General features: G+C 73.8%; 22 protein-coding genes. 11 read left to right on the plus strand and 11 right to left on the minus strand.

The window, feature by feature from the left end:
* Positions 1-9 precede the first annotated feature (9 nt).
* From ELR47_RS13070 to ELR47_RS13075, 3 genes are read left to right on the plus strand one after another with little or no spacing between them, the layout of a single operon-like run.
* The gene (locus tag ELR47_RS13070; RefSeq protein ID WP_130650295.1) at positions 10-450 is read left to right on the plus strand and encodes a phage holin family protein; all 441 of its coding nucleotides are present in this window, start codon (positions 10-12) and stop codon (positions 448-450) included.
* Positions 447-1,193: a hypothetical protein gene (locus tag ELR47_RS18415; RefSeq protein ID WP_165404068.1), complete on the plus strand. Its 747-nt coding sequence runs from the start codon at positions 447-449 to the stop codon at positions 1,191-1,193. Before ELR47_RS13070 ends, ELR47_RS18415 begins: the two co-directional genes overlap by 4 nt.
* On the plus strand, positions 1,190-2,275 hold the full coding sequence (locus tag ELR47_RS13075) for a histone deacetylase family protein (protein WP_165404069.1): 1,086 nt from the start codon (positions 1,190-1,192) through the stop codon (positions 2,273-2,275). The genes ELR47_RS18415 and ELR47_RS13075 overlap by 4 nt, the downstream gene beginning before the upstream one ends.
* On the opposite strand, the gene ELR47_RS13080 is transcribed toward ELR47_RS13075, so the two are convergent.
* Complete coding sequence (locus tag ELR47_RS13080) at positions 2,265-3,176, minus strand: SCO6745 family protein (RefSeq protein ID WP_130650297.1); 912 nt, start codon at positions 3,174-3,176, stop codon at positions 2,265-2,267. The genes ELR47_RS13075 and ELR47_RS13080 overlap by 11 nt on opposite strands.
* 91 nt (positions 3,177-3,267) lie before the next feature.
* Here ELR47_RS13080 and ELR47_RS13085 point away from each other — a divergent pair, with 91 nt between their 5' ends.
* Entirely contained in the window at positions 3,268-4,053 is a 786-nt protein-coding gene (locus ELR47_RS13085) for a J domain-containing protein (RefSeq protein WP_205745245.1), read from the plus strand.
* Positions 4,054-4,073: 20 nt separating this feature from the next.
* Here ELR47_RS13085 and ELR47_RS13090 read toward each other — a convergent pair whose 3' ends face one another.
* Together ELR47_RS13090 and ELR47_RS13095 are read right to left on the minus strand one after the other, a co-directional pair.
* On the minus strand, positions 4,074-4,451 hold the full coding sequence (locus tag ELR47_RS13090) for a hypothetical protein (RefSeq protein ID WP_130650298.1): 378 nt from the start codon (positions 4,449-4,451) through the stop codon (positions 4,074-4,076).
* Positions 4,452-5,366, minus strand: a complete 915-nt coding sequence (locus tag ELR47_RS13095) for an ROK family protein (RefSeq protein WP_130650299.1) — start codon at positions 5,364-5,366, stop codon at positions 4,452-4,454. It lies immediately after the preceding gene.
* 191 nt (positions 5,367-5,557) lie between these two features.
* Here ELR47_RS13095 and ELR47_RS13100 point away from each other — a divergent pair, with 191 nt between their 5' ends.
* The 5 genes from ELR47_RS13100 to ELR47_RS13120 are packed head-to-tail and all read left to right on the plus strand — an operon-like array spanning position 5,558 to position 10,698.
* Positions 5,558-6,016: a YbhB/YbcL family Raf kinase inhibitor-like protein gene (locus tag ELR47_RS13100; protein ID WP_130650300.1), complete on the plus strand. Its 459-nt coding sequence runs from the start codon at positions 5,558-5,560 to the stop codon at positions 6,014-6,016.
* Between the two features lie 12 nt (positions 6,017-6,028).
* Positions 6,029-6,793 carry a Mut7-C RNAse domain-containing protein gene (locus ELR47_RS13105; RefSeq protein ID WP_130650301.1) on the plus strand — a complete coding sequence of 255 codons (765 nt, stop codon included), beginning with the start codon at positions 6,029-6,031 and terminating at the stop codon, positions 6,791-6,793.
* Between the two features lie 53 nt (positions 6,794-6,846).
* Positions 6,847-8,997, plus strand: coding sequence for a ribonuclease catalytic domain-containing protein (locus tag ELR47_RS13110; protein ID WP_130650302.1), 2,151 nt, complete (start codon positions 6,847-6,849; stop codon positions 8,995-8,997).
* Positions 8,998-9,005: 8 nt separating this feature from the next.
* On the plus strand, positions 9,006-9,533 hold the full coding sequence (locus ELR47_RS13115) for a gamma carbonic anhydrase family protein (RefSeq protein WP_130650303.1): 528 nt from the start codon (positions 9,006-9,008) through the stop codon (positions 9,531-9,533).
* 28 nt (positions 9,534-9,561) lie between these two features.
* Positions 9,562-10,698 (plus strand): 6-phosphofructokinase, encoded by a 1,137-nt coding sequence (locus ELR47_RS13120; protein ID WP_130650304.1) that lies wholly within the window; start codon positions 9,562-9,564, stop codon positions 10,696-10,698.
* Positions 10,699-10,774: 76 nt separating this feature from the next.
* Here the strand turns inward: ELR47_RS13120 and ELR47_RS13125 are convergent, their stop codons facing one another.
* From ELR47_RS13125 to ELR47_RS13135, 3 genes are all read right to left on the minus strand, one after another.
* Positions 10,775-11,269 (minus strand): hypothetical protein, encoded by a 495-nt coding sequence (locus ELR47_RS13125; protein ID WP_130650305.1) that lies wholly within the window; start codon positions 11,267-11,269, stop codon positions 10,775-10,777.
* A 169-nt stretch (positions 11,270-11,438) separates the two neighbouring features.
* On the minus strand, positions 11,439-12,110 hold the full coding sequence (locus ELR47_RS13130) for a CPBP family glutamic-type intramembrane protease (RefSeq protein WP_205745246.1): 672 nt from the start codon (positions 12,108-12,110) through the stop codon (positions 11,439-11,441).
* A gap of 121 nt (positions 12,111-12,231) precedes the next feature.
* Entirely contained in the window at positions 12,232-13,563 is a 1,332-nt protein-coding gene (locus ELR47_RS13135) for a fasciclin domain-containing protein (protein ID WP_130650307.1), read from the minus strand.
* Between the two features lie 319 nt (positions 13,564-13,882).
* Between ELR47_RS13135 and ELR47_RS13140 the strand changes: the two genes are divergently transcribed.
* Positions 13,883-14,422, plus strand: a complete 540-nt coding sequence (locus ELR47_RS13140) for a DUF4916 domain-containing protein (protein WP_130650308.1) — start codon at positions 13,883-13,885, stop codon at positions 14,420-14,422.
* Positions 14,423-14,473: 51 nt separating this feature from the next.
* Here ELR47_RS13140 and ELR47_RS13145 read toward each other — a convergent pair whose 3' ends face one another.
* The 5 genes from ELR47_RS13145 to ELR47_RS13165 all read right to left on the minus strand — a co-directional run bounded on the left by ELR47_RS13145 (position 14,474) and on the right by ELR47_RS13165 (position 19,316).
* Positions 14,474-14,752: an acylphosphatase gene (locus ELR47_RS13145; RefSeq protein WP_130650309.1), complete on the minus strand. Its 279-nt coding sequence runs from the start codon at positions 14,750-14,752 to the stop codon at positions 14,474-14,476.
* Positions 14,752-16,179: an aldehyde dehydrogenase family protein gene (locus ELR47_RS13150; RefSeq protein WP_130650310.1), complete on the minus strand. Its 1,428-nt coding sequence runs from the start codon at positions 16,177-16,179 to the stop codon at positions 14,752-14,754. The genes ELR47_RS13145 and ELR47_RS13150 overlap by 1 nt, the downstream gene beginning before the upstream one ends.
* Complete coding sequence (locus ELR47_RS13155) at positions 16,176-17,450, minus strand: aspartate aminotransferase family protein (RefSeq protein WP_130650311.1); 1,275 nt, start codon at positions 17,448-17,450, stop codon at positions 16,176-16,178. Before ELR47_RS13155 ends, ELR47_RS13150 begins: the two co-directional genes overlap by 4 nt.
* 171 nt (positions 17,451-17,621) lie before the next feature.
* Positions 17,622-18,497: a DODA-type extradiol aromatic ring-opening family dioxygenase gene (locus ELR47_RS13160; protein WP_130650312.1), complete on the minus strand. Its 876-nt coding sequence runs from the start codon at positions 18,495-18,497 to the stop codon at positions 17,622-17,624.
* Between the two features lie 18 nt (positions 18,498-18,515).
* Complete coding sequence (locus ELR47_RS13165; RefSeq protein WP_130650313.1) at positions 18,516-19,316, minus strand: acetoacetate decarboxylase family protein; 801 nt, start codon at positions 19,314-19,316, stop codon at positions 18,516-18,518.
* Positions 19,317-19,570: 254 nt separating this feature from the next.
* Here ELR47_RS13165 and ELR47_RS13170 point away from each other — a divergent pair, with 254 nt between their 5' ends.
* The gene (locus ELR47_RS13170) at positions 19,571-20,425 is read left to right on the plus strand and encodes a fumarylacetoacetate hydrolase family protein (protein WP_130650314.1); all 855 of its coding nucleotides are present in this window, start codon (positions 19,571-19,573) and stop codon (positions 20,423-20,425) included.
* Positions 20,426-20,487: the final 62 nt, after the last annotated feature.

A 20,487-nucleotide genomic window follows, 5' to 3' on the forward strand; every position in this document is an offset into this window, starting at 1 on the left:
AGATCCAGCGTGTCCCACGACTACGCGGCGGGCGGCAGCCCACCACCCCGACGGCCCGACCGGGACGACGACCCGCGCGCGACCTCGGAGGTCCTGCGCAACCTGACCGCCAACGGACAGGCGCTGGTCACCAAGGAGATCGAGCTCGCGAAGCTCGAGATCACGGAGATCGTCGTCGCGCGGGTCACCGCCGTCGGCATGTTCGTCGGCGCCGGCGTGTTCGGGCTGTTCATCCTCGGCTTCGTCGGGGTGACCGGGGCCAAGGCACTCGAGCTCGTCCTGCCGGAGTGGGCAGCCTGGTTGATCGTGACCGGCGTGTACGTGCTGCTGGCCGCGATCCTGGGCATGATCGGCGTGCGCAAGCTCAAGAAGCCGTCCAACACGCCGGAACGGACCAAGACGTCGGTGGAGGAAACCGTGGCCTGGGCCAAGCAGAAGGTGCCGTCGTGAGCGCCGGGGACGCGGCACAGCGCGTCAAGCGGCAGGTGCAGGACGGTGTCGCCAAGGCACAGCACGAGTTCGAGGCCGCCAAGGCCGAGGCCCAGCGGGTCAACGAACGCGCGCAGCTGCCACCCGCGGAGGACGCCGACGACGCCCTGCGGCAGGTCCGCGAACTGCGCGAGAGCATCGACCGGGACCTCGCCACGCTCGAGGCTCGGGTACCGCCTCGCGACACCCTGATCGGCCAGGCCCGTGCGGTCGGCGGGGCTGCCGTCGGCGGTCTCGGACTGATCGGCGCGATCTCGACCCTGCAGCAGCAGCGCAAGCAGAAGAAGAAGTTCGAGCGGGAGGCGGACCGCATGGCCCGGGCCGTGGCCAGCCACCTGCCCGCCGCGGTCGCCGAGGTCTCCCCGCCGGTCCGCCCGCGCGTCGTGGAGCCCGACGACGGCGGTGGCGGCGGTCTCGGTCGCAAGCTCGCGATCGTCGTGCTGCTGGCATCCGCCACGTTCGCCGTGTGGAGCCAGCTGCGCAACCGGGCGGACGAGAACGACCTGTGGGGTCCGCCGCCCGCGCCGGAGGCCGAGGGCACGGTGCCACCGCCGACGCCCGCGTCGCCGCCGGACACGGGGCCCCCACCGACGCCGGGGAGCGGGACGCGACTGCAGACCCACGCCGCCGACACCCCCAACCCGCCCAGCGGCGGCTCGACCGCCAGCGGCGAGGTGTCCGACGGCCGGCCCGCCTCCCCGTGAGCGACGCGGCACCGGGCCCGGTCCCGGTCGTCGTCGACGACACCCATCACCGCCACGACCCGCCGTTCGAGCTGAACGCGGGTCGGGCGGTGTCACCGGTGTGGGAACGACCCGCACGACTCGAGGCGATCGGTGACGCGCTCGCCGCTGCCGGCCATCCGCGCCTGCCGGCCAGCGCCTGGGACGACGCTCCCCTGCTGGCCGTGCACGATCCTGACCTGGTGGCGTTCCTGCGCGACGGTCACGCCGCCTGGCGGGCCGCCGGCGGTCCGCCGGTCATGATCGCCGACACCTTCCGTCACCCGCGCATGGGCGGCGGCGGTCGGCGCCCGACCTCGCCGCTGGCCGAGCCCGGCTGGTGGTGCTTCGACACGGCCACACCGCTGGTCGAAGGCTCCTTCGCGGCCGGGCGGGCGGCCGTGGACGTCGCGCTGAGCGCCGCCGCGCTGGTGGCCGAGGGCGCCCCGGCGGTGTACGGCCTCACCCGCCCGCCCGGTCACCACGCCGGTGCCGACTACTTCGGTGGCTTCTGCCTGTTCAACCACGCTGCGGTGGCCGCCCGGTGGCTGACGGCCGCCGGCCGCGTCACGGTGCTCGACCTCGACGTGCATCACGGCAACGGCACCCAGGACGTGTTCTGGGAGGACCCGCAGGTGCAGTACGTGTCCCTCCACGGGGATCCGGCCGAGCTGTTCCCGTACCTGACCGGGTTCGCGGACGAACGCGGCGCCGGCCGGGGTCGGGGAACGACCCTCAACCTGCCGCTGCCGACCGGTACCGACGACGATGCCTACCTCGAGGCGCTGCGGCTGGCGCTGGAGGCCGTCGACGCGTTCGACCCCGCCACCGTCGTCGTCTCGCTCGGCCTGGACACCACCGCCGAGGACCCGATCGGCTCCCTGTCCCTCTCGGCCGACGCCTTTGCGCGCATCGGGGCCGCGCTCGCGGCGCTCGGACGTCCGACCGTCGTACTGCAGGAGGGCGGGTACGCGATCGACCGGCTCGGCCCGTCGGCGGTGGCGGTGCTGGCCGGACTGGGCGGCGGCGGCCCACGACCCGCCGGGGACGACCTCACCCGGTGATCCGGCGGGTGACGACGCCGGGCAGCAGGCCCGACGCGCACAGGCGCTCGACCAGCGGATCCAGCGCCTGCTCGAGCTGCCCGGTGATCGCCGTCCCCACGGCCGTCCAGGGCGCCGCGGCGAGCCGGTCCGTGCGCTGCTCGATCTCGGCGTGCAGTGCCGCACCGCGCGGGGTGGGCGCACCATCGGCGTCCAACAACCCGCGGGCCTGCAACCGCCGGAGCGCCGCGTCCCACTCCGGGTCGCGCCAGCCGCGACGCGGGCCGAGCACGGCGCGCAGACGTTCGCCGTCCCCGCGCGGCAGCAGGTGCGACTCGATGCCGCCCACGTCCGCGGCCACCAGGCAGGCGACGTGCCCGTCACCGCGCGCCTCACGGATGCGGGTGGCCGCCTCCCACAGCGCCGACACCGGCTCGTCGGGCCAGGCCAGCTCGCTGCGCGCCGCCGCCATCGGACGTCCGGCGAGCGGCTGCAGCTCTGCGGCCTGTCGCGCCAGCTCCGCCGCGCGGACGACCTCGTCCTCGAGGCCCTCGGCGAACGGCGCCAACGTGCGGGTCACCGCGGCCCGGGTGGCCTCGACGACCTCGTCGGGGGTCGCCCACTCCCAGGCCGACGGCAGCACCTCGGCCAGCGCCGTCGGCGAGAACCCGTAGAACACCGCGGCGGCCGTCCGGGGACCGACCGGCCCCAGTGGCCCCACCCGCGCCGCCGTGTACGCCATCAGGCCCGGCTCGAGACCGACCCGCGCGTGCGCGTCGGCGACGACCGGGGAGAAGTACACCACCGTGTGCACGACCTCGAGGCGGGCCCACAACCGGCGGGCGTCGGCGGCGTCCTGCGCCTCCGGCTGCTGGTCCGCGCCCGTCACCAGGTCCGCAGCCGGCGTCCTCGTTGCGTCCATCCCGCGCTCCCGAACCGATCTCTCCGCCACGCTAGTCGTAGGCTGCGGCCCGTCGACGTCGAACGTCCCCCGTGCCAACGAGGACCACCCCGTGACCCGCCCGACCCGCACCGAGGCGCTGCGCGTGCTGCAGTTGTCGGGGACGGCGGACGACGAGTCGATCAAGCGGGCCTACCGGCGGCTGGCACGCGAACACCACCCGGACCTCGGTGGCGATGCCGCCACCTTCCACCGGCTCCAGCAGGCCTACGAGCGTCTCTGCGACGGCGCCCCGCCACCACCTGCCCTCGTGCCGGGCCGGCCGTCCCGGCCGCAGGCGGCATGGAGCGATCCCGACCGGGCCGATCTCGCCAGCGTGGTGTGGGACACCGACGTCGACGCGGGCGAGTGGCGTCTCGACCGCCATCGCGCCGCCGTGTGGCTCGTGGGCGGCCCCAGTGACGGCCGGAGTGACGGCCCGAGTGACGGCCCGAGTGACGGCCCGCGTGACGGCCCGCCGATCGTCGCCCCGTTGCGGCCCCTGGTGGCCACCAGCCGAGCACCGGGCGCCCGGACCAACGGCGTGGCGCGACTGCTCGCGGGCGACCTCACCGCCGAGCTGCGGGTCGCACCCGCCACCGACGACCGTGGCGTGCCGGTGGTCGCGCTCGCGGTCCGCGGCTCGACCCGCCGGGCCCGGCGGGCACTGGACGCGGCCGGACTCCGCGGCGTGTGGCAGCGCACCCGGAGCTCGAGTTCCACGGTGCTGCGCAGCGACGTGCCGGCCGGACGCGATCGCCGTGCCACGGCCGTGCAGGTCGTCGACCGACTCGAGGACCTGCTCGACGCCATCGGCTGGCCCCTGTCGGCCTGGACACGGACCGACGCCGCCGGTTGAGCCGCAGCGGTGGGCTCAGCTCAGGCCAGCAGGCGACCGACGTCGAACGCCATCACGACCACGATCAGCACCAGGACGACCACCGCGAACGCGGTGTAGCCCCACTTGCCGCTCCAGTCGGCCATCCACACGCGCCGCAGACTCACGACGGCCATGACGCCGGCGACGGCCGAGAGCAGCAGCGACAACGGCGTGGCCAGCACGTTGATGCCGCTGATGAGGGGAGCGAGCGCCGGGATCAGCACGTAGGTGATCACGCAGCGGATCGCGGAGAGGACCAGCGAGCCCTTCATGGGCATCAGCGCCCGTGGCTCGGTGTTCTCGACCCGCAGGACGGCGCGGGCGATGCGCTCGGCCGACGACCGCTGGCGCGGCTGCGGCTGTGCCTCGGTGCTCACCTACGGCTCCTGACGGGCCCCCTCGACGAGGGCGGACCCCGCGGAGGGTACGGCGTGCAGGGCGGCACCGACGACCCCGGCCGCGTCACCGAGTCGACCGGCGACGACCCGCGGGGCCCGCGAGGTCCGCTCGGCGAGTGCGGCGCCCACGGCAGCGACCACCTCGGGTCGTCGTCCGATGCCGCCACCGAGCACGATCAGCGCCGGGTCGAGCACGGCCAGCAGGACCAGCACCCCCTCGGCGACCGTCGCGGCCCACCGGTCGAGACCGGCCACGGCCGACGCCTCGCCGGCCCCCGCCGCGTCGCACAACGCCGGGACACCCGGCAGACCGCTGCGTCGGGCGAGCTCGGTCAGCGCCGGCGTCCCCACGGCGGCCTCGAACCAGGCCCCGTCCCGGCCGGTCGCGGGAGCGGGCAGCGGGAGCTCGGCCACCTCGCCGGCCGCGCCCGTCGCCCCCCGCACCAGCCGACCACCGCTGACGATGCCGGCGCCGGCCCCGGTCCCCAGCGACAGCAGCACGACGTCGTCGACCCCGACGGCCGCACCACAGGCGCGCTCCCCCAGGACCGCCATCGCGACGTCGTTGTCGACCACCACCGGACGGTGCAGGCGACGGGTCAGCTCGGCCCCGACGTCCCTCCCGGCGAGACCGGGCACGTTGGGTGCCAGCGTGGCCACGCCGCTGCTCGGCGACACCGCGGCCGGGATCCCGACGCCCACGCCGGCCACCTGCGCCCACGCGTCACCCGCGACCGTGGCGACCATCACGCACAGTTGCGCCAGTACCGCCTCGGCGCCGCCCGGGTGGGTCGGTTCGGCCTCCAGCCGACGGACCCCGCCGTCGTGCCCGACGAGTCCGACCCGCAGGCTCGTACCACCGAGGTCGACGCCGACGGCGAGGGCAGGCTCCATGTCGGCCAGCCAACCAGCCCCGACTTCCGCCTGTCAAACGGCACAAGTCCGCCACGGCGTCGTCGGAACGGCCGGTCGGCTCGGCCGTACGTCCGGGACCGCCCGGCCGCCCCGCGTCGCGCCGAGCGGCCTAGCGTGGCGGTGTCCGTCCCGAGCCGACCCGTCCCCGACCCGACAGGAAGTCAGCCAGCATGGGCCTCAACATCCAGGACCTCGCCGTCTCCAGCCCCGAGTTCGAGCACCTCGACCGACTCGAGGACCGTCATGCCAACGACGGGGACAACCACCAACCGGCCCTGCACGTCAGCGGTGTCCCCGACGACGCCGTCGAGTTGGCGGTCGTCTGCCACGACCCGGACGCGCCGCTGCCGGACGGCTTCACCCACTGGACGCTGTACGGCATCCCGACCGACACCACCGAGATCGCACCCGGTGCCGACGAGCAGTACCGGCCCGGTCCCAACGACTTCGGTTCGACCGGGTACGGCGGCCCCCAGCCGCCCGCCGGTCACGGCCCGCACCACTACTACTTCTGGGTGTACGCGCTCACCCGCGCCGTCGAGGGCACGCCGAGCCGACGGGAGTTCCTCGACACCTACGGGGACGCGATCCTCGAGCAGAACCGCGTCGTCGGGATCTACGAGAACTGACGCGTCCCCGGAGTGGACACGCCACGCGTCGAGGTGCGCTGCTACGCCGGCCTCGTCGATCTCAGCGGCGAGGCCGAGCAGCCGGTGCCGATCGGTGCGCCGCGGTCGGTCAAGGACGTCGTCGAATCGATCGGTGTCCCGCACGTCGAAGTCGGGCTGCTCGTCGTCGACGGCACGCCGGTCGGCTTCGACCACCGCGTCCACGGTGGCGAGCGCCTCGCGGTCTACCCGCCGTTCGCGGCGCTGCGACCGCCCGCCGACCGCGACCTGTTCCCCGCGCCGCCGGAGCCGCGGCGGTTCGTCCTCGACGTGCACCTGGGCACACTGGCACGACGCCTGCGCTGGCTCGGCTTCGACACCTGGTGGCGCTCCGCGGCCGACGACCGCGAACTGGCCCGGATCTCGGCCACCGGACCGCGGATCCTGCTCAGCCGCGACCGTGGGCTGCTGATGCGTCGCGAGGTCGTGCACGGCTACGTGCCCCGCGCCCATGACCCCGAACTGCAGCTGCTCGAGGTCGTCGAACGCTACGCCCTCGCGCCGCGCGTGCGGGCGGGCACCCGGTGCATCCGTTGCAACGCGCCGCTCACGCCGGTCGACAAGGCCGAGGTGGCCGACCGGCTGCCCCCGCGCGTGCGCGAGGGCCAGGACCGCTTCACGCGGTGCACCGGCTGCGATCGGGTCTACTGGCCCGGGACCCACCGGGACGCGCTCGACGCGGTGACCGCCCGCGCGCGCGATCGGCCGGTCCCCCGGTTGCTCCCCCGTGACGCCTAGGTGCCACACTGCGCCACCGTCCGACACCGCCGACGACGAAGGTCCCCACCGCCGTGCAGGTCCGCGCCCGCTACCGCCCCCACCCTCGAGGCTTCGGCTTCGCGACCCCCGTCGCCGCCGACGGCATCACCGCCGTCGAGCTCACCGGCACCGACGCCGACGGGGCCGCGCGCCCGTTCGACTCCGCCTTCGTCCCGCCCCCGGTCGCGTCCGGGTTCGTCGCCGACGATCTCGTCGAGGCCACGTTGGCGTTCGACGACAAGGGCGCGAGCGTCACGGAGATGTCCCTGGTCGCCAGGGCCCGTCGCATGCTCGTCGGACGCGTCCAGCAGGGCCCCGGCCGGCTCGTCCTCGAACCCGACCCGTCGCTCGGTGGCGGCTGGATCCGCCTCGACCCGTCCCTGGCCCCCCGGCTGCAGACCGCGCTCGGACGGCAGATCGTCGTGCTGCTCGTCGACGACGAGGACGGTGCACCCGTCGGCCGCGCCCTGGTCGCCGGCCCCCACGTCGTCGGCTCGCCGCAGGCGGTGCGGGCCGCCGCCGTGGTCGTCGCACTCGGACGCGCCGCTCCCGGACTCGTCCCCGGCGGCGCGTCCGCCGCCGGGCTCGACCCCGCCACGACCGAGGCCACCCACACCCGCGTCGTCGGGTTGCTCGCCGGCGGCGGTCGTGGCGGCGCCGAAGGGCTCGCCGTCGACGGTCACGTGCCCGGCGCCGGTCTCGAGGTCGTCGACCGCACCGACGAGGTGTGCGTCACCATCGACGACGCCGGCGCCCGCGATCTCGACGACGCCGTCTCCGCCCGGTGGAACGGTGACGACGCCCCCGTCGAGCTCGCGGTGCACATCGCCGACGCCGCCGGCACGGTCGCGATCGGCTCCCCGGCGGACCTCTACGCGCGCACGGTCGCGTCCAGCGCCTACCTCGCCTCCGGCGCGAACGCCCCGATGCTCGACCCGGCGCTGTCGGAGGACGCCCTCTCGCTGCTGCCCGGTGTCGAACGGCGCGTGCTCTCGGTGCGTTTCGACGTGTCGGCCGCGGGGGAACTCGGCGCACCACGGCTCGAACTGGCCACCATCCGCTCGGCCGCCAAGCTGACCTACGCCGCCGTGGAAGGCTGGCTCGACGGCGAGCGCGCCGGCGTCGACCGCCTCGCCGGTGACCGCACCGACGAGGTCGGCCCGGTCCTCGACGCCATCGTCGAGACCGCCCGACGGCTCGGCGTCGAACGCGACACCCGCACCACCTTCGAGGACCTGTTCGCCCCCGTCGAGGTCGGTCCCGCCGTCGTCGACGGCAAGCTCACCACCGTCGTCGCCGAACCCCACGCCGCCGCCTACCGGCTGATCGAGCGGCTGATGGTCGCCGCCAACGAACAGGTCGCCGGCTGGCTGGTCGCCAACGACGTCCCGGCGCTCTATCGCGCCCACGTGGGCATCGACCCCGACCGGCGCGAGCGGTTGCGTGCCGCCGCACGACTGGCCGGCGCCGTCGTACCGTCACTCGGCGTGTCCGGTGCCGCGGACGACGCCGCCGAGGTCACCGCCGCCGAGGTCACCGCCGCCGACGAGAACGCCGTCGTCGCCGACGTGCTCGCCGAGGTCGACCGGCTCGCGGCCGAGGGCCGCACCGAGGACCGCGACCTGCTGGTCGCCGCCGCCACCTCCTCGACCGCCCGCGCCACCTACGAACCCGACCCCTCGGCCCACCAGGGCCTGGCCGCGGCCGCCTACTGCCACTTCACCTCACCGATCCGGCGGTACGCGGACCTGACCGTCCACCGGCAGATCCGGGCCGTGCTCGCGGGAGGACGGGCGCCGCTCACCGTCGACGACCTCCGCGGCCTGGCCGTCTGGATCGACCACCGTGCCGGGGCCATCAACTTCCTGCAGGCCCGCGAACGCGGTGACCTGTGGTCCCGCCTGCTCGACCGCGGCTTCCTCGACGGGCCCGAACCGGCCGTCGTCACGGGACTGACCACCAACGGCCTGCGTATCCGCCTGCCGCGGATCGGCGTGTCCGGCTTCGTCACCGCCGAGCGGGCGCTCGACCTCCCGCCACGCGAGCGCGGCCGCCTCGAGGTCGACGAACACGGACTGACCACCACCTCCGGGCCCTGGCGGCTCGGCACCGCCATCGAGGTCCGCTTCGTCGGCCTCGACGACACCGGACGCGCCAACTGGCGTCTCGGACACGCGAGATAGGGAGAGCCATGGCAGCGCTCGTACTCGAGGTCAACGGCCACACCCCCCGCATCGACACCACGGCGTACGTGGCCGACACCGCCACCGTCGCCGGGGACGTCCGGGTCGGCGCGCGGTCGTCGATCTGGTTCGGCACGGTGGTCCGCTCGGAACTGGCGCCCATCACCATCGGCGAGGAGACCAACCTGCAGGATCTCACGGTGGTCCACGCCGACCCGGCCTATCCCGTCACCCTCGGCGACCGCGTCACCGTCGGCCACCGCGTCGTCCTGCACGGCTGCACCGTCGAGGACGACGCCCTGATCGGCATGGGCGCCGTCGTGATGAACGGTGCGGTCATCGGCGAGGGTGCCGTCGTCGCCGCCGGTGCCGTCGTCACCGAGGGCACCTCGGTGCCGCCGCGCACGATCGCCATGGGCATACCCGCCAAGGTCGTCGAACGCCCCGTCCCCGAGATCCCCCGACCGAACGTCGCCGGCTACGTCGCGCTCGCCGACGCCTACCGGGACGCGGTCCCCCCCACCGGCCGGGCCTGAGCGCCACACGCGTCGAGGAGGTCTGCCCGTGCGGATCGGCATCCTGACCGGCGGGGGCGACGTCCCCGGCACCAACCGCTGCCTGAAGGCCTTCGTCGAACGGGTCGCGCACGACGGACACGAGGTCGTCGGCATCCGACGCGGCTGGGCCGGCCTGCTCGACTACGACCCCGACGAGCCCGACGCATCGGCCGAGCGCACCCTGGTGACGCTCGACCGCGAACGCGTCCGCACCATCGACCGCAGCGGCGGCACCGTCCTGCACACCTCGCGGGTCGACCCTTCACGCGTCCAGGGCTTCGAGGTGCCGTGGTTCCTCGCCGGACGCCAGCTCGGCGACGGGCCCTACGACCTCACCCCCCACGTGCTGCGGGTCGTCGACGCGCTCCGGCTCGACGCGCTCGTCGCGATCGGCGGTCACGACACCCTCTCCTACGCGCTGCGCCTGCACCACGAAGGCGTCCCGATCGTCGGGGTGCCCAAGACCATGGACAACGACGTCCACGGCACCGACTACTGCCTCGGCTTCTCCACCGCCGTGACCCGGAGCGTCGAGTTCATCCACCAGCTGCGCACCTCGACCGGCTCCCACGAACACATCGCCGTGGTCGAACTGTTCGGCCGCCACTCCGGCGAGACCTCGCTGGTGTCCGCCTACCTCGCCAGCGTCGACCGCGCCCTGATCTGCGAGGTCCCCTTCGACCCCGAACGGCTCGCCGCACTGCTCGTCGAGGACCGACGACGCAACCCCAGCCGTTACGCGATGGTGACCGTCTCGGAAGGGGCCTACATGACCGGTGAGATCCCCGACGTCGCGGACCCGCTCGGCCCCCGCGAGACCATCGGCGCCGCCACCGGCGCGTTCATCACCCACCTCACGGGCCAGGACGTCATCGTCCAGAGCCTCGGCTACCTCATGCGATCCGGCGGCCCCGACTCCCTCGACCTCATGGTCGCCACCAACTTCGCCGTCATGGCCGGCGACCTCACCCTCGACGAGGAACGCGGTCGCCTCGTCGGCCTGCAGTCGGGCACCTACGGTGACGTCCCCCTCGACGTCATCGACCGCGGTGTCAAACGTGTCGACGTCGCCTCGCTCTACGACGCCGAGGCCTACCGCCCCACCGTCCGCACCGTCGTCGACAAGCCCATGTTCCTCTACTAGGGCTGCCGCCGGGTTCCTACGCTGACGAGCGATCCCGCCGGCAGGCCCCGGTCGAGGGCCGGCATCCCGGCGGAGGTCAGCGAAGGAGGTCCGCCTGCTCGAGGTAGGCGAGCTCGGCCTCCAGCACCGTGGCGGCGTCACGTTCCAGGATGGTCGTGCGCATCCCGACGTCGCGGGCGACCCGCTCGGGATCCGCGACCGGCTCGCCGTCGGGCCCACGGCGGGCGACCGGCGGGTTGTACGGGTCGTAGATCCGGTAGTCGTGGGTGGCGGGCAGCTGCGCCAGACCGATCACGGACAGGTACTCGTTCCAGGCGTTGACGACCTCGTCGATGACCGGTCGCGGCGCATCGGTGCGCTCGGCGATGAACGCCGCCTGCTCCTCGACGTCGACCTCCGGATAGGCGGTGTCGGGCCGCTCCCCCTCCCGTTCGTGCTCGGGGGGACGCCAACTCGGGCCGAGTGCGACCGGTTCCAGCGACGCGTCGCGTCGACGGCGACCGCTGACGAGCGCCGCGATCGCGACGACCACGACGACCACGACGGCGACCAGCAGCAGCATCGGATCCACGACAGTCCTCGGGCAGGGGGCAGGTGCCGGGCAGGGGCAGGTGCCGGAGCGGGGCTCCGTTCGGTCCGGAGGGTTGCCGACCCGGCCGTCCCGCCGCCACGACACGTTGCCCGATGGACGGTGGCCGTTGCGGGAACCGGCGAGCCGCTCCACGTACGCCCGCGAACTCTCAGCCACCGCGGGACGCGGCGGCCGCCAACAGTCCCGCCCCGTTGGTGGCGCAATGGGCCAGGATCGGGGCCAGCAGCGAGTCGCCACCACGGCGGCGCAGCTCCGTGAACCCGAGTCCGGCCACCGTCGTGACCACCACCGCGCCGACCATGGCCGCCAGCCCGTCACCACCGAGCGGAGCGACGCCGTTGAGGCGCAACGTCGCCAGCGTCGGGGGCACGTGCCACAGCCCGAACACCACCGCGGCCCAGATCCAGGCGGCGCGTGCCGACATCGTGCGCAGCAGCAGGGCCAGCAGCAGTCCGCGGAAGAGGAACTCCTCGAACAGAGCCGTGCCGAACGGGATCCGCACCAGCACCGCGTACGCCAGGCGGCCGCCGTCGAGGTCGGCCCGGACGTCACCGAGCAGCATCGAGATCAGTGGCACCTGCTCGCGCACCGACACCCCCAGCGCCACGACCGCGGCGATCACCGCCAGCGACACCAGCCCGACGCGCAGTCCGCGCACCGCTGCCGGCCCCGTGTGCACGCCCAACTCCGCGGCCCCGAACCCGCTCCGCCGGGCCACGAACCACAGACCGAGCGTCAACACCAGGTTCCGCGACACGTACGCCCGGTCCCCGAGGACGAGGTTGGCGAACGCCGACCAGGCGAGGATCCCGCTCGACACCGCGATCGGGAGCCGAAGTGACGACGCCCCGCCACGCACACCGCCCAGCGGCCGGCGAGGCGCACGGCGCAGCGGCCGGCCGGGACGGCCGGCCGCTGCGCGTCGGCGAGACATCGGTGGGTCAGCCCGTGACGCCGCTGTCGGTGTCGCCCTCGGTCACCCCGTCGACGCCGCTCTCGGTGCCGGGGTCGGAGGTGGTGCCGGTCTCGGCCTCGTCCTCGAGGTCGAGCCCGGTGTCGGCACCGGCGTCCGGCTCCGAGCCGAGTTCGGCCGCGTCCTGTCCCTCCGTGGCGTCGCCCTCGTCGTCGGCGCCGTCGGCGCCGTCGGCGGTGTCGGGCAGCAGGACCTCGTCGACCACGTGGATGATGCCGTCGGCGGTCTGGATGTTGGCGCACACGACCGTCGCACCGTTCTGGGCGGCTTCCACCGAGACGGTGTCGTCGACGGCCGTGACGGTCAACTCGTCGCCGGCTGCGGTCGTGTCGTCGTCGCCCGCGTCGTCGTCGCCGGCCTGGGCGTCGGCCTGGGTGCCCAGGACGGTGGAGACCGTCTCCTGCTCGACGAGGTCCTGGGCGCTCAGGGCACCCTCGTCGTGGACGTGGTAGCGCAGGATGTTCACGGTGTTGCCCGTCGTGGCCGCGTCGGGGTCCGTGCCGACCCCGGTGTCGTCGGTCACGCCGGTCTCCCCGGTGTCCGCGTCGTCCGGGTCGGTGCCGTCGTCGGCCGCGTCCGTCCCCGGATCCTCGGTGGCGACACCTGGCGAGTCGAAGCCGGTGAAGGCCTGGTCGTTGGGGGCGAACAGGGTGGCCTGAGCACCCTCGAGGTCGATGCCGAGATCCTGCGTGGTCAGCATGCCGGCCAGCTGCGACAGCGCCGGCAATGCCTGCACGACCTCGAGCAGGGTCATCTCGGCGAGCTGCTCCTCGCCGAACCCACCCGTCGCGCCGGGGTCGGGGTCCGCGCCCGTGCCGTCGTCGGTGTCGGCGGTCGCGTCCTCGTCCCCGGCGGTGCCACCCGGGTCGTCGGACTCGGTGTCCGCCTCGACCTCGAGGTCGTCGTCGGGGCCGGCCTCGTCGGTGCCGACGATGTCGTCACTGTCGGGATCGGTGGCGTCGTCCGCTCCGGGCGCGTCGTCGGTGGTGTCGGCGTCGGCGTCCGTGCCGGCCTCGTCACCGGTCGCGTCGTCGGCCGCACCGTCCGGGTCGCCCTCGGTCGCGGCCCCGACGCCGCTCTCGGTGTCGGCCGCAGCCAGGATCTCCTGGCACTGGTCGCCGAACACGCCGTCGGGGAGCGCGACCTGCTCGCTGTCCTCGGGTTCGGTGGTGTCGTCCTGCTCGGTCGGCGTCGTGGTGGTGTCCTGCTCGGCGTCGTCCTGCCCACAGGCAGCCAGCACCAGCGCCGCGGCGGCACCCGCGGCCAGAGCACGGTGGCCGGATCGGTGGAACGGTCTCACGTGCGGGTCCTCCCGTAGGGTTCGCGCGCCCTGCCGTCTGCAGCGGGACGTCGCAGGGGCACCGTTGGCGGCGTCGCTCCAGCGTGGAAGCCCGGCGGTCCCGGCGCCACGCGCCGGACCGACCGGCCGGACGCCGGTCGGCGAGCCGCCCCGTCCCGGCTACCGTGCCCATGCCGCCGGGCGGGCGCTGTCCCAAGGGTCCGCTTCGCCCGGTTGGACCGGACACCGTCGCCATCGCCCGTCGCCCGTCGTCACGGTCGACGCCCCGGCGCCGACGTCCGGCATCTCGACCGACACCCGAGCGAACGGGGAGCTGCCCATGTCGACGTCGGATCTCACCGAGACCGATCCCGCCTGGCTCGACGAGGACACCCTGCAGGACGTGCGCCGCCAGGTCCCGATGGTCTACGTCGAAGCCGTACCGGTGCGCGTCGATCACCTCGGGCGGGTGCTCAAGGTCGGGCTGCTGCTGCGCGCCCAGCCCGACGGTCAGGTCTCGCGCGCCGTGGTCTCCGGCCGGGTGATGTACGGCGAGACCCTGCGCGACGCGCTGTGGCGGCACCTCACCAAGGACCTCGGCGCGGAGTCGGCACCGCAACTGCCGCCCGGGATCGCGCCGTTCACGGTCGCCGAGTACTTCCCCGAGGAGGGCCGGGGGTTCCACGACCCACGCCAGCACGCGGTCGCGCTCGGCTACGTGGTGCCGTGCGACGGCGAGTGCGCACCCGCCCAGGACGCGCTCGACCTCGCGTGGCTCTCGCCGGCGGAGGCGGCCAGTCCGCACATCGCCGACGAGATGTCCGAGGGCCACGGCCGGCTCGTCCGCCGCGCCCTCGCCTGGTGCGGCCAGCTTCCCTGAACCGGGGGTTCGGCGGCGGACCCGCGCGCGGGCGCCCCGGCCGGCCGTGGCTCAGCGACGGACGACGAAACCGTCGAGACCGGCCGGGTCGACCGGCTCGACCTCGACCTCGGTGACCTCGGCCGCCGGCGGCCCCCCGGTACGGACCCAGGCCTCGATGGCGTCGACCGCGTCGGGCGGACCCTCGAGCCAGGCCTCGACCGCGCCGTCGGGCCGGTTGGCGACCCAGCCCCGCACGCCCGCGCCGCGGGCTCGACGCTGCGTGCTGACCCGGAAGAACACCCCCTGTACCCGGCCGTGGACGGTGAGCCGTCGGGCGACGTCCGCCATCAGCTCAGGATGGCGGAGCGGATCTCGGTCATCTCCAGCACGCTGTAGAGCGGCCCCTCGCGCGTGTTGCCCGAGTCGCGCGAGCCGCCGTAGGGCATCTGGTCGGCGCGCCAGGTCGGCACGTCGTTGACCACCACCCCGCCGAAGTCGAGCTCCTCGATCGCCCGTCGCGCGAGCGCGAGGTCGGTGGTGAAGATGCCGGCGTGCAGGCCGTACCTGGTGTCGTTGGCCGCCTGCAGCGCGTCGTCGACGTCGGCGTAGGTGGCGACGGCGAGGACCGGGCCGAACACCTCTTCGGCGCAGACCTTCATGTCGCCGGTGACGTCGGTGAGCACGGTGGGGCGCAGCACCCCGGCGTCGTCGACCTTGCCGCCGGTGACGACCGTGGCACCGGCCTCGACGGCCTCGTCGACCCAGCCCGTCACCCGGTCGCGGGCGTCCTGGTCGATCAGCGCCGACACCTGCGTGGTGTCGTCGAGCGGGTCGCCGACCACCAGCGCCTCGACCGCCTCGACCAGCGTGCGCACGAAGTCCGCGGCGACGTCGGCATGCACGAACACCCGCTGGGCCGAGATGCACGACTGGCCCGCGTGGGTGTTGCCCGCGGCCGCGATCTTCTTCGCCGCCGCCGCCCAGTCCGCGTCGGGCTGGACGATGACCGGCGAGTTGTTGCCGAGCTCGAGCGAGACCTTCTTGCGCGGGGCGGCCTGCCGGATGCCCCAGCCCACCCCGGGCGAGCCGGTGAAGGTGATCATCGCGACGTCGGGATGCTCGACGAGCTCCGCGCCGACCTCCGAGCCCGAGCCGGTCACCACGTGCAGCCACGAGGCCGGCAGACCGCAACGGGCGAGCAGCAGCTCGGCGAGCTTGATCCCGGTCAGCGGGGTCTGGTGGGCCGGCTTGAGCACCACCGGGCAACCGGCGGCGATGGCCGGGGCGAGCTTGTGGGCGACGAGGTTGAGCGGGAAGTTGAACGGCGTGATGGCACCCACGACCCCGATCGGGACCCGCAGACCGAACCCGAGCCGTCCCTCGCCGGCCTCCGAGGCGTCGAGCGGCAGCACCTCGCCCGAGACGGTGCGACAGGTGGCGGCGGCGAACCGGAACGTCGACACCGCACGGGTCACCTCGACGCGGGCCGTGGTGATCGGCTTGGCCGCCTCGAGCGCGATGGTGCGGGCGAGGTCGTCGGCGACCTCGTCGTCGGCGAGCAGCTCCGCGGCACGGTCGAGGATCTCCGCACGCCGCCAGGCCGGCAGCCGGTCCTCCCGTAGCGCCCGCCTGGCCGCCGCCACGGCGCGGTCGACGTGCTCGGCCGTGCAGGCGGGGACCTCGCCGAGCAGTTGCCCGTCGTAGGGCGCACGGATCTGCATGCCCTGCTCGGCGGTGACGGCCTCGCCGTCGATGCGGACGGGGGTCTGGCTCATGCGGAGTCCTCCACGTCGGTGGTGGCGGTCAGCGCCCGGTCGAACGCCGCCAGCGCATCGGCGACCTGATCCTCGCTGACCACCAGCGGCGGGATCCACCGGACGGTGCTGCCGAACGGTCCACAGCTCATCACGACCACCCGCTCCTCGCGCAACAGGTGCGACAGCAGCGCAGCCGTGCGCACCGGGTCCGGCCGCCCCCCGGCGTCGACGATCTCGGTCGCGAGCATCAGACCGACGCCACGGTTCTCGGCGATGGCGGCATGCCGCCCGCGCAGCTGCTCGAGCCCGTCGAGGAACTGCCGGCCACGGGCACGCACGTCGTCGAGGAAACCGGGGCCGCTCAGCACGTCGATGGTGGCCAGCGCGGCCGCGCAGCCCATCGGGTTGCCGCCGTAGGTGCCGCCGTGGGACCCGACCGGCCAACGCGCCATCAGCTCGGCCGACGCGCCGATGGCGGACATCGGGAACCCCGACGCGATGCCCTTGGCCATCACGAGCACGTCGGGCTGCACGTCGGTGTGCTCGATCGCGAACAGCGCACCGGTCCGACCGAAGCCGGTCTGCACCTCGTCGGCGACGAACAGGATCCCGTGCGCCCGGCAGCGTTCCGCCAGGCCCTCGAGGAACGCCCGCGGCGCGGGGACGTAGCCACCCTCGCCGAGCACCGGCTCGATCACGACCGCGGCGACCTCCGACGGGGCGGTCTGCGTCGTGAGCAACAGGTCGAACTCGCGCAGACAGCGGGCCACCGAGGTGTCGAGGTCCTCACCGGTCACGAACGTGTACGGGAACGGCGCCACCAGCACCCCCGACGGCAGCGGCGCGTGACCGGCCCGGTAGACCGCCTTGGAGGTCGTCATGGCCATCGTCAGGTGCGAGCGGCCGTGGAAGCTGCCCTGGAACACGACCACGTTGGGCTTCCCGGTCGCCTGCTTGGCCAGCTTGACCGCCGCCTCGGTGGCCTCCGCACCGGAGTTGGCGAAGAAGAACTGCTCGATGCCAGCCGGCGTGACCTCGGCCAGCCGCGCCGCGAGCGGCTCGAGCCGGTCGTGCCGGTAACAGTTGACCTGGGCGTGCAGGAACCGGCCCGCCTGCTCCCGGACCGCCTCGACGACCGCCGGATGACAGTGGCCGGTGTTGGCCACCCCGATCCCGGAGGTGAGGTCGAGGTGGTCGACGCCGTCGACGGTGGTGATCGTCGCGCCCGAGCCGCTGACGACCTGCAGGTCGGTCAGCTCGAACCAGACGTCGGCCAGATGCGAGTCCATGGCGTGCTCCCGGAACACGAGGGGTCCGCGTCCCGCCGGCTGGCGGGACGTGCCGGTTCGGCCGCCCGCCCGCAGCCAACCGGTCCGGTCGGCGTTCGGCATCGTGCAGGTGGCCAAGGACGGTGCCCGGGACCGCGCCGGATGGCGCAGACGGCCCGGACCGCGACGCCCTCAGGCGGTCCAGCCACCCTCGGGGCGGTCGAACCAGACGTGGACCTGACCGGTGCCGGTCGCGTTCTCGTAGTCGGAGAACCGACGACCGGGGGCGGTGCAGTCGCGACCGCCGATGGCCGCCGCCATCGCGAGGTAGTGCCCGAAGCCGCCCTCGGGACTGTGGGGGTGGTAGGCGTCCATGCCGTCGATCACCCGGGCGTGGTCGCCCGCCTCCATCCAGGCGACGCGCTCCTCGTCGGCCGCCCGCGCCTCGGGCGTGACGATGTGCTTCGGGTCGCTGGCCTCGTGGTCGGGCAGCGCCTTCAGGCGGTGGAAGGTGTGGCTCATCCCGCCGCTGGCGAGCACCACCACCCGACGGTCGCTGGCGGCGACCGCGTCGCCGATCGCCTTGCCGAGCGTGAGGAAGTCGTCGTCGTCCCCGGTCTGCACGATCGAGACCGACACGAACTTCTCGCCCCGGTGCAGGTAGTGCACGAGGTTGACGGTCGCGTAGTAGACCGGCAGGTAGGGGTCGTCGATCGCCGTCGTCGGCGTGCCGTGCTCGTTGCCGTGCTTCTCGATCAGCCGGGCGAGATCGGGGTCGCCGTCGTAGGCGTAGGGCACCTGGCACATGCCGCGCGGCAGCTCCGACGAGGTCATCTTGCCCTCGCGGTGGTCGTGCGCGGACACCACGTGCTCGACGGTGGTGAACCAGTGGGTGTCGAGCACCACGATCGTGTCCGGCCGCAACGCGTCGAGCACCTCGTCGCGCAGCCGCACGAGGCCGGGGACCAGCGAGATCTCCTTGCCCTCGTTGAGCTCCCGCCGCGTCGGCTCGTCGAACATGATGGTGGGGGCGTGCGAGATCAGGCCCGCTCCGACGATCTCACCCATGGCACGGTCTCCTTGACGTCAGTCCTGGTAACGGTGGACGGTGGTGCCGCCGGCGAACGTGGCGCCCACCTGGCGGTAGTAGGCACCGAGGATCTCGCGCGGCTGCAGCAGTCCGAACTCCTCGCCGGGCACGTCGAACAACGTCAGCTCCGCGTTCCCGGTGTAGATCGGGCCGGCTTCGACGGCCACGGTCTTCATCGTGACCAGTTCGTGGAGCGAGGGCGGGGCGTCGGCGCCCTCGATCGCCGGCAGGAAGCGGCTGTGCAGCATCGCGTGGCTGTTGACGAACCCGCCGGTCTCGGTCGTTCCGGTGATGGTGAACCGGGCCTCCGCCAGCCGCCGGTCGTAGGCGGCCAGCGTCGCGCCGAACCGGCCACCGGACTCCAGCCGCGGTCCGGCCTTGCCGTACGCCACCGGGCGGGTCATGTGGATGGAGCCGAGTTTCTTCGGATAGCCCTGGTAGTGGCCACGCACCATCGAGAAGTCCGAGTCGACCCAGATGTAGGCGCACCGGGAGTAGTGCTCACCCTGGTGGCGGCCCCGGATGACGAAGAAGACCTCGCGATACTGCGAGCGCACCGGGTCGAGCAGCTCGTCGAACGAGTCCGAGCACGACTGCCAGTCGGCCCACACCAGCGCCACCGCGCCGGGGTCGTCGGCCGGCTCGATCGGGTCGGGCAGCAGCTCGACCACCCGGTCGGGATCGGTGCGGTACTCGATGGTCAGCAACTCACCGCTGTAGTGCCACGGCGGTGCCGGCAGGATCGACGACCTGCCGGTCGCGGTCCGCGGAAAGACGAAACCCTGCAACTCGGCCACGAGTGCTCCCTCACGCTCCCGGTGCGTGCCACGAACGAAGAACCGTTCGGCTCCGAACGATAACCGAAGCACGGGGCCGACCGCCACTGCGCCGTACACCGCCTCGGCCCAGGGCGCGCGCCCGGACCCGCGGGTACCTCGTCGGGTCCCCGCCGCACCGCGTGGACGATGCGACAGCCCGACGGCCGCTCAGCGACTACCGTTCGGCGCCGAACGTTCGGACGCGCGTGCCGTCGAGGGAGAGCGAGACACCAATGGAGACCCGCCGGATCCTGCTGGAGGGCGCTGCGGTCACGGCCGTTCGCGACGGCGACGACCTGGTCGCCGGTGACGGTCGGCGCGTCGCGATCGACGACGCGCTGCACCTGCCGCCGGTGGTCCCGGGCAAGATCCTGTGCGTGCACCTCAACTACCGCTCGCGCGTGGAGGAGTTCGGCACCACCCTGCCTGCCGCGCCGACCTACTTCTCCAAGCCGGTGTCGGCCCTCAACGCCCACGAGGGCGCGATCGTGCGCCCCGAACGCTGCCAGTGGCTCAACTACGAGGGCGAGATCGGGATCGTCATCGGCCGCCACACCCGCAACGTGACCCAGGCCCAGGCCTGGGACGCCATCGCCGGCTACACGGTCGCCAACGACTACGGCCTGCACGACTTCCGCGACACCGACGCCGGGTCGATGCTGCGGGTCAAGGGCTCCGACACGCTCTGCCCGCTCGGCCCGGGTCTCGTCTCGGCCGACCACTGGGACCCGCGCGACGGCATGCGCATCCGCACGCTGGTCAACGGCGAGGTCCGCCAGGACGGCAACACCGCCGAGATGGAGTGGGACATGGCCTACCTCGTGGCCGACCTCGCCCGCACCATCAGTCTCGAACCCGGCGACGTGATCCTGTCCGGCACGCCCGCCAACTCCCGCCCGGTCGGACCCGGCGACGTCGTCGAGGTCGAGGTCGAGGGGCTCGGAACACTGCGCAACCGGATCGTCGCTGGCCCGACGGCCATCCGTGAGGACGTCGGCGCCCAACCGACCGAGTCCGAGGAGGTGCGCTCGACCGCTCTGGGTGGAGACTGGGAGTACCGCGGCATCCGCGCCCCCCGCCGGGACTGACGACGTCGCGCCGCAACGGGGCCGCCCCCTGCGGCGCACGCATCCGGCGACGACGCGCCCCC

Origin of the sequence: Egicoccus halophilus, assembly GCF_004300825.1 — a bacterium.
Taxonomy (GTDB): Bacteria; Actinomycetota; Nitriliruptoria; order Nitriliruptorales; family Nitriliruptoraceae; genus Egicoccus; species Egicoccus halophilus.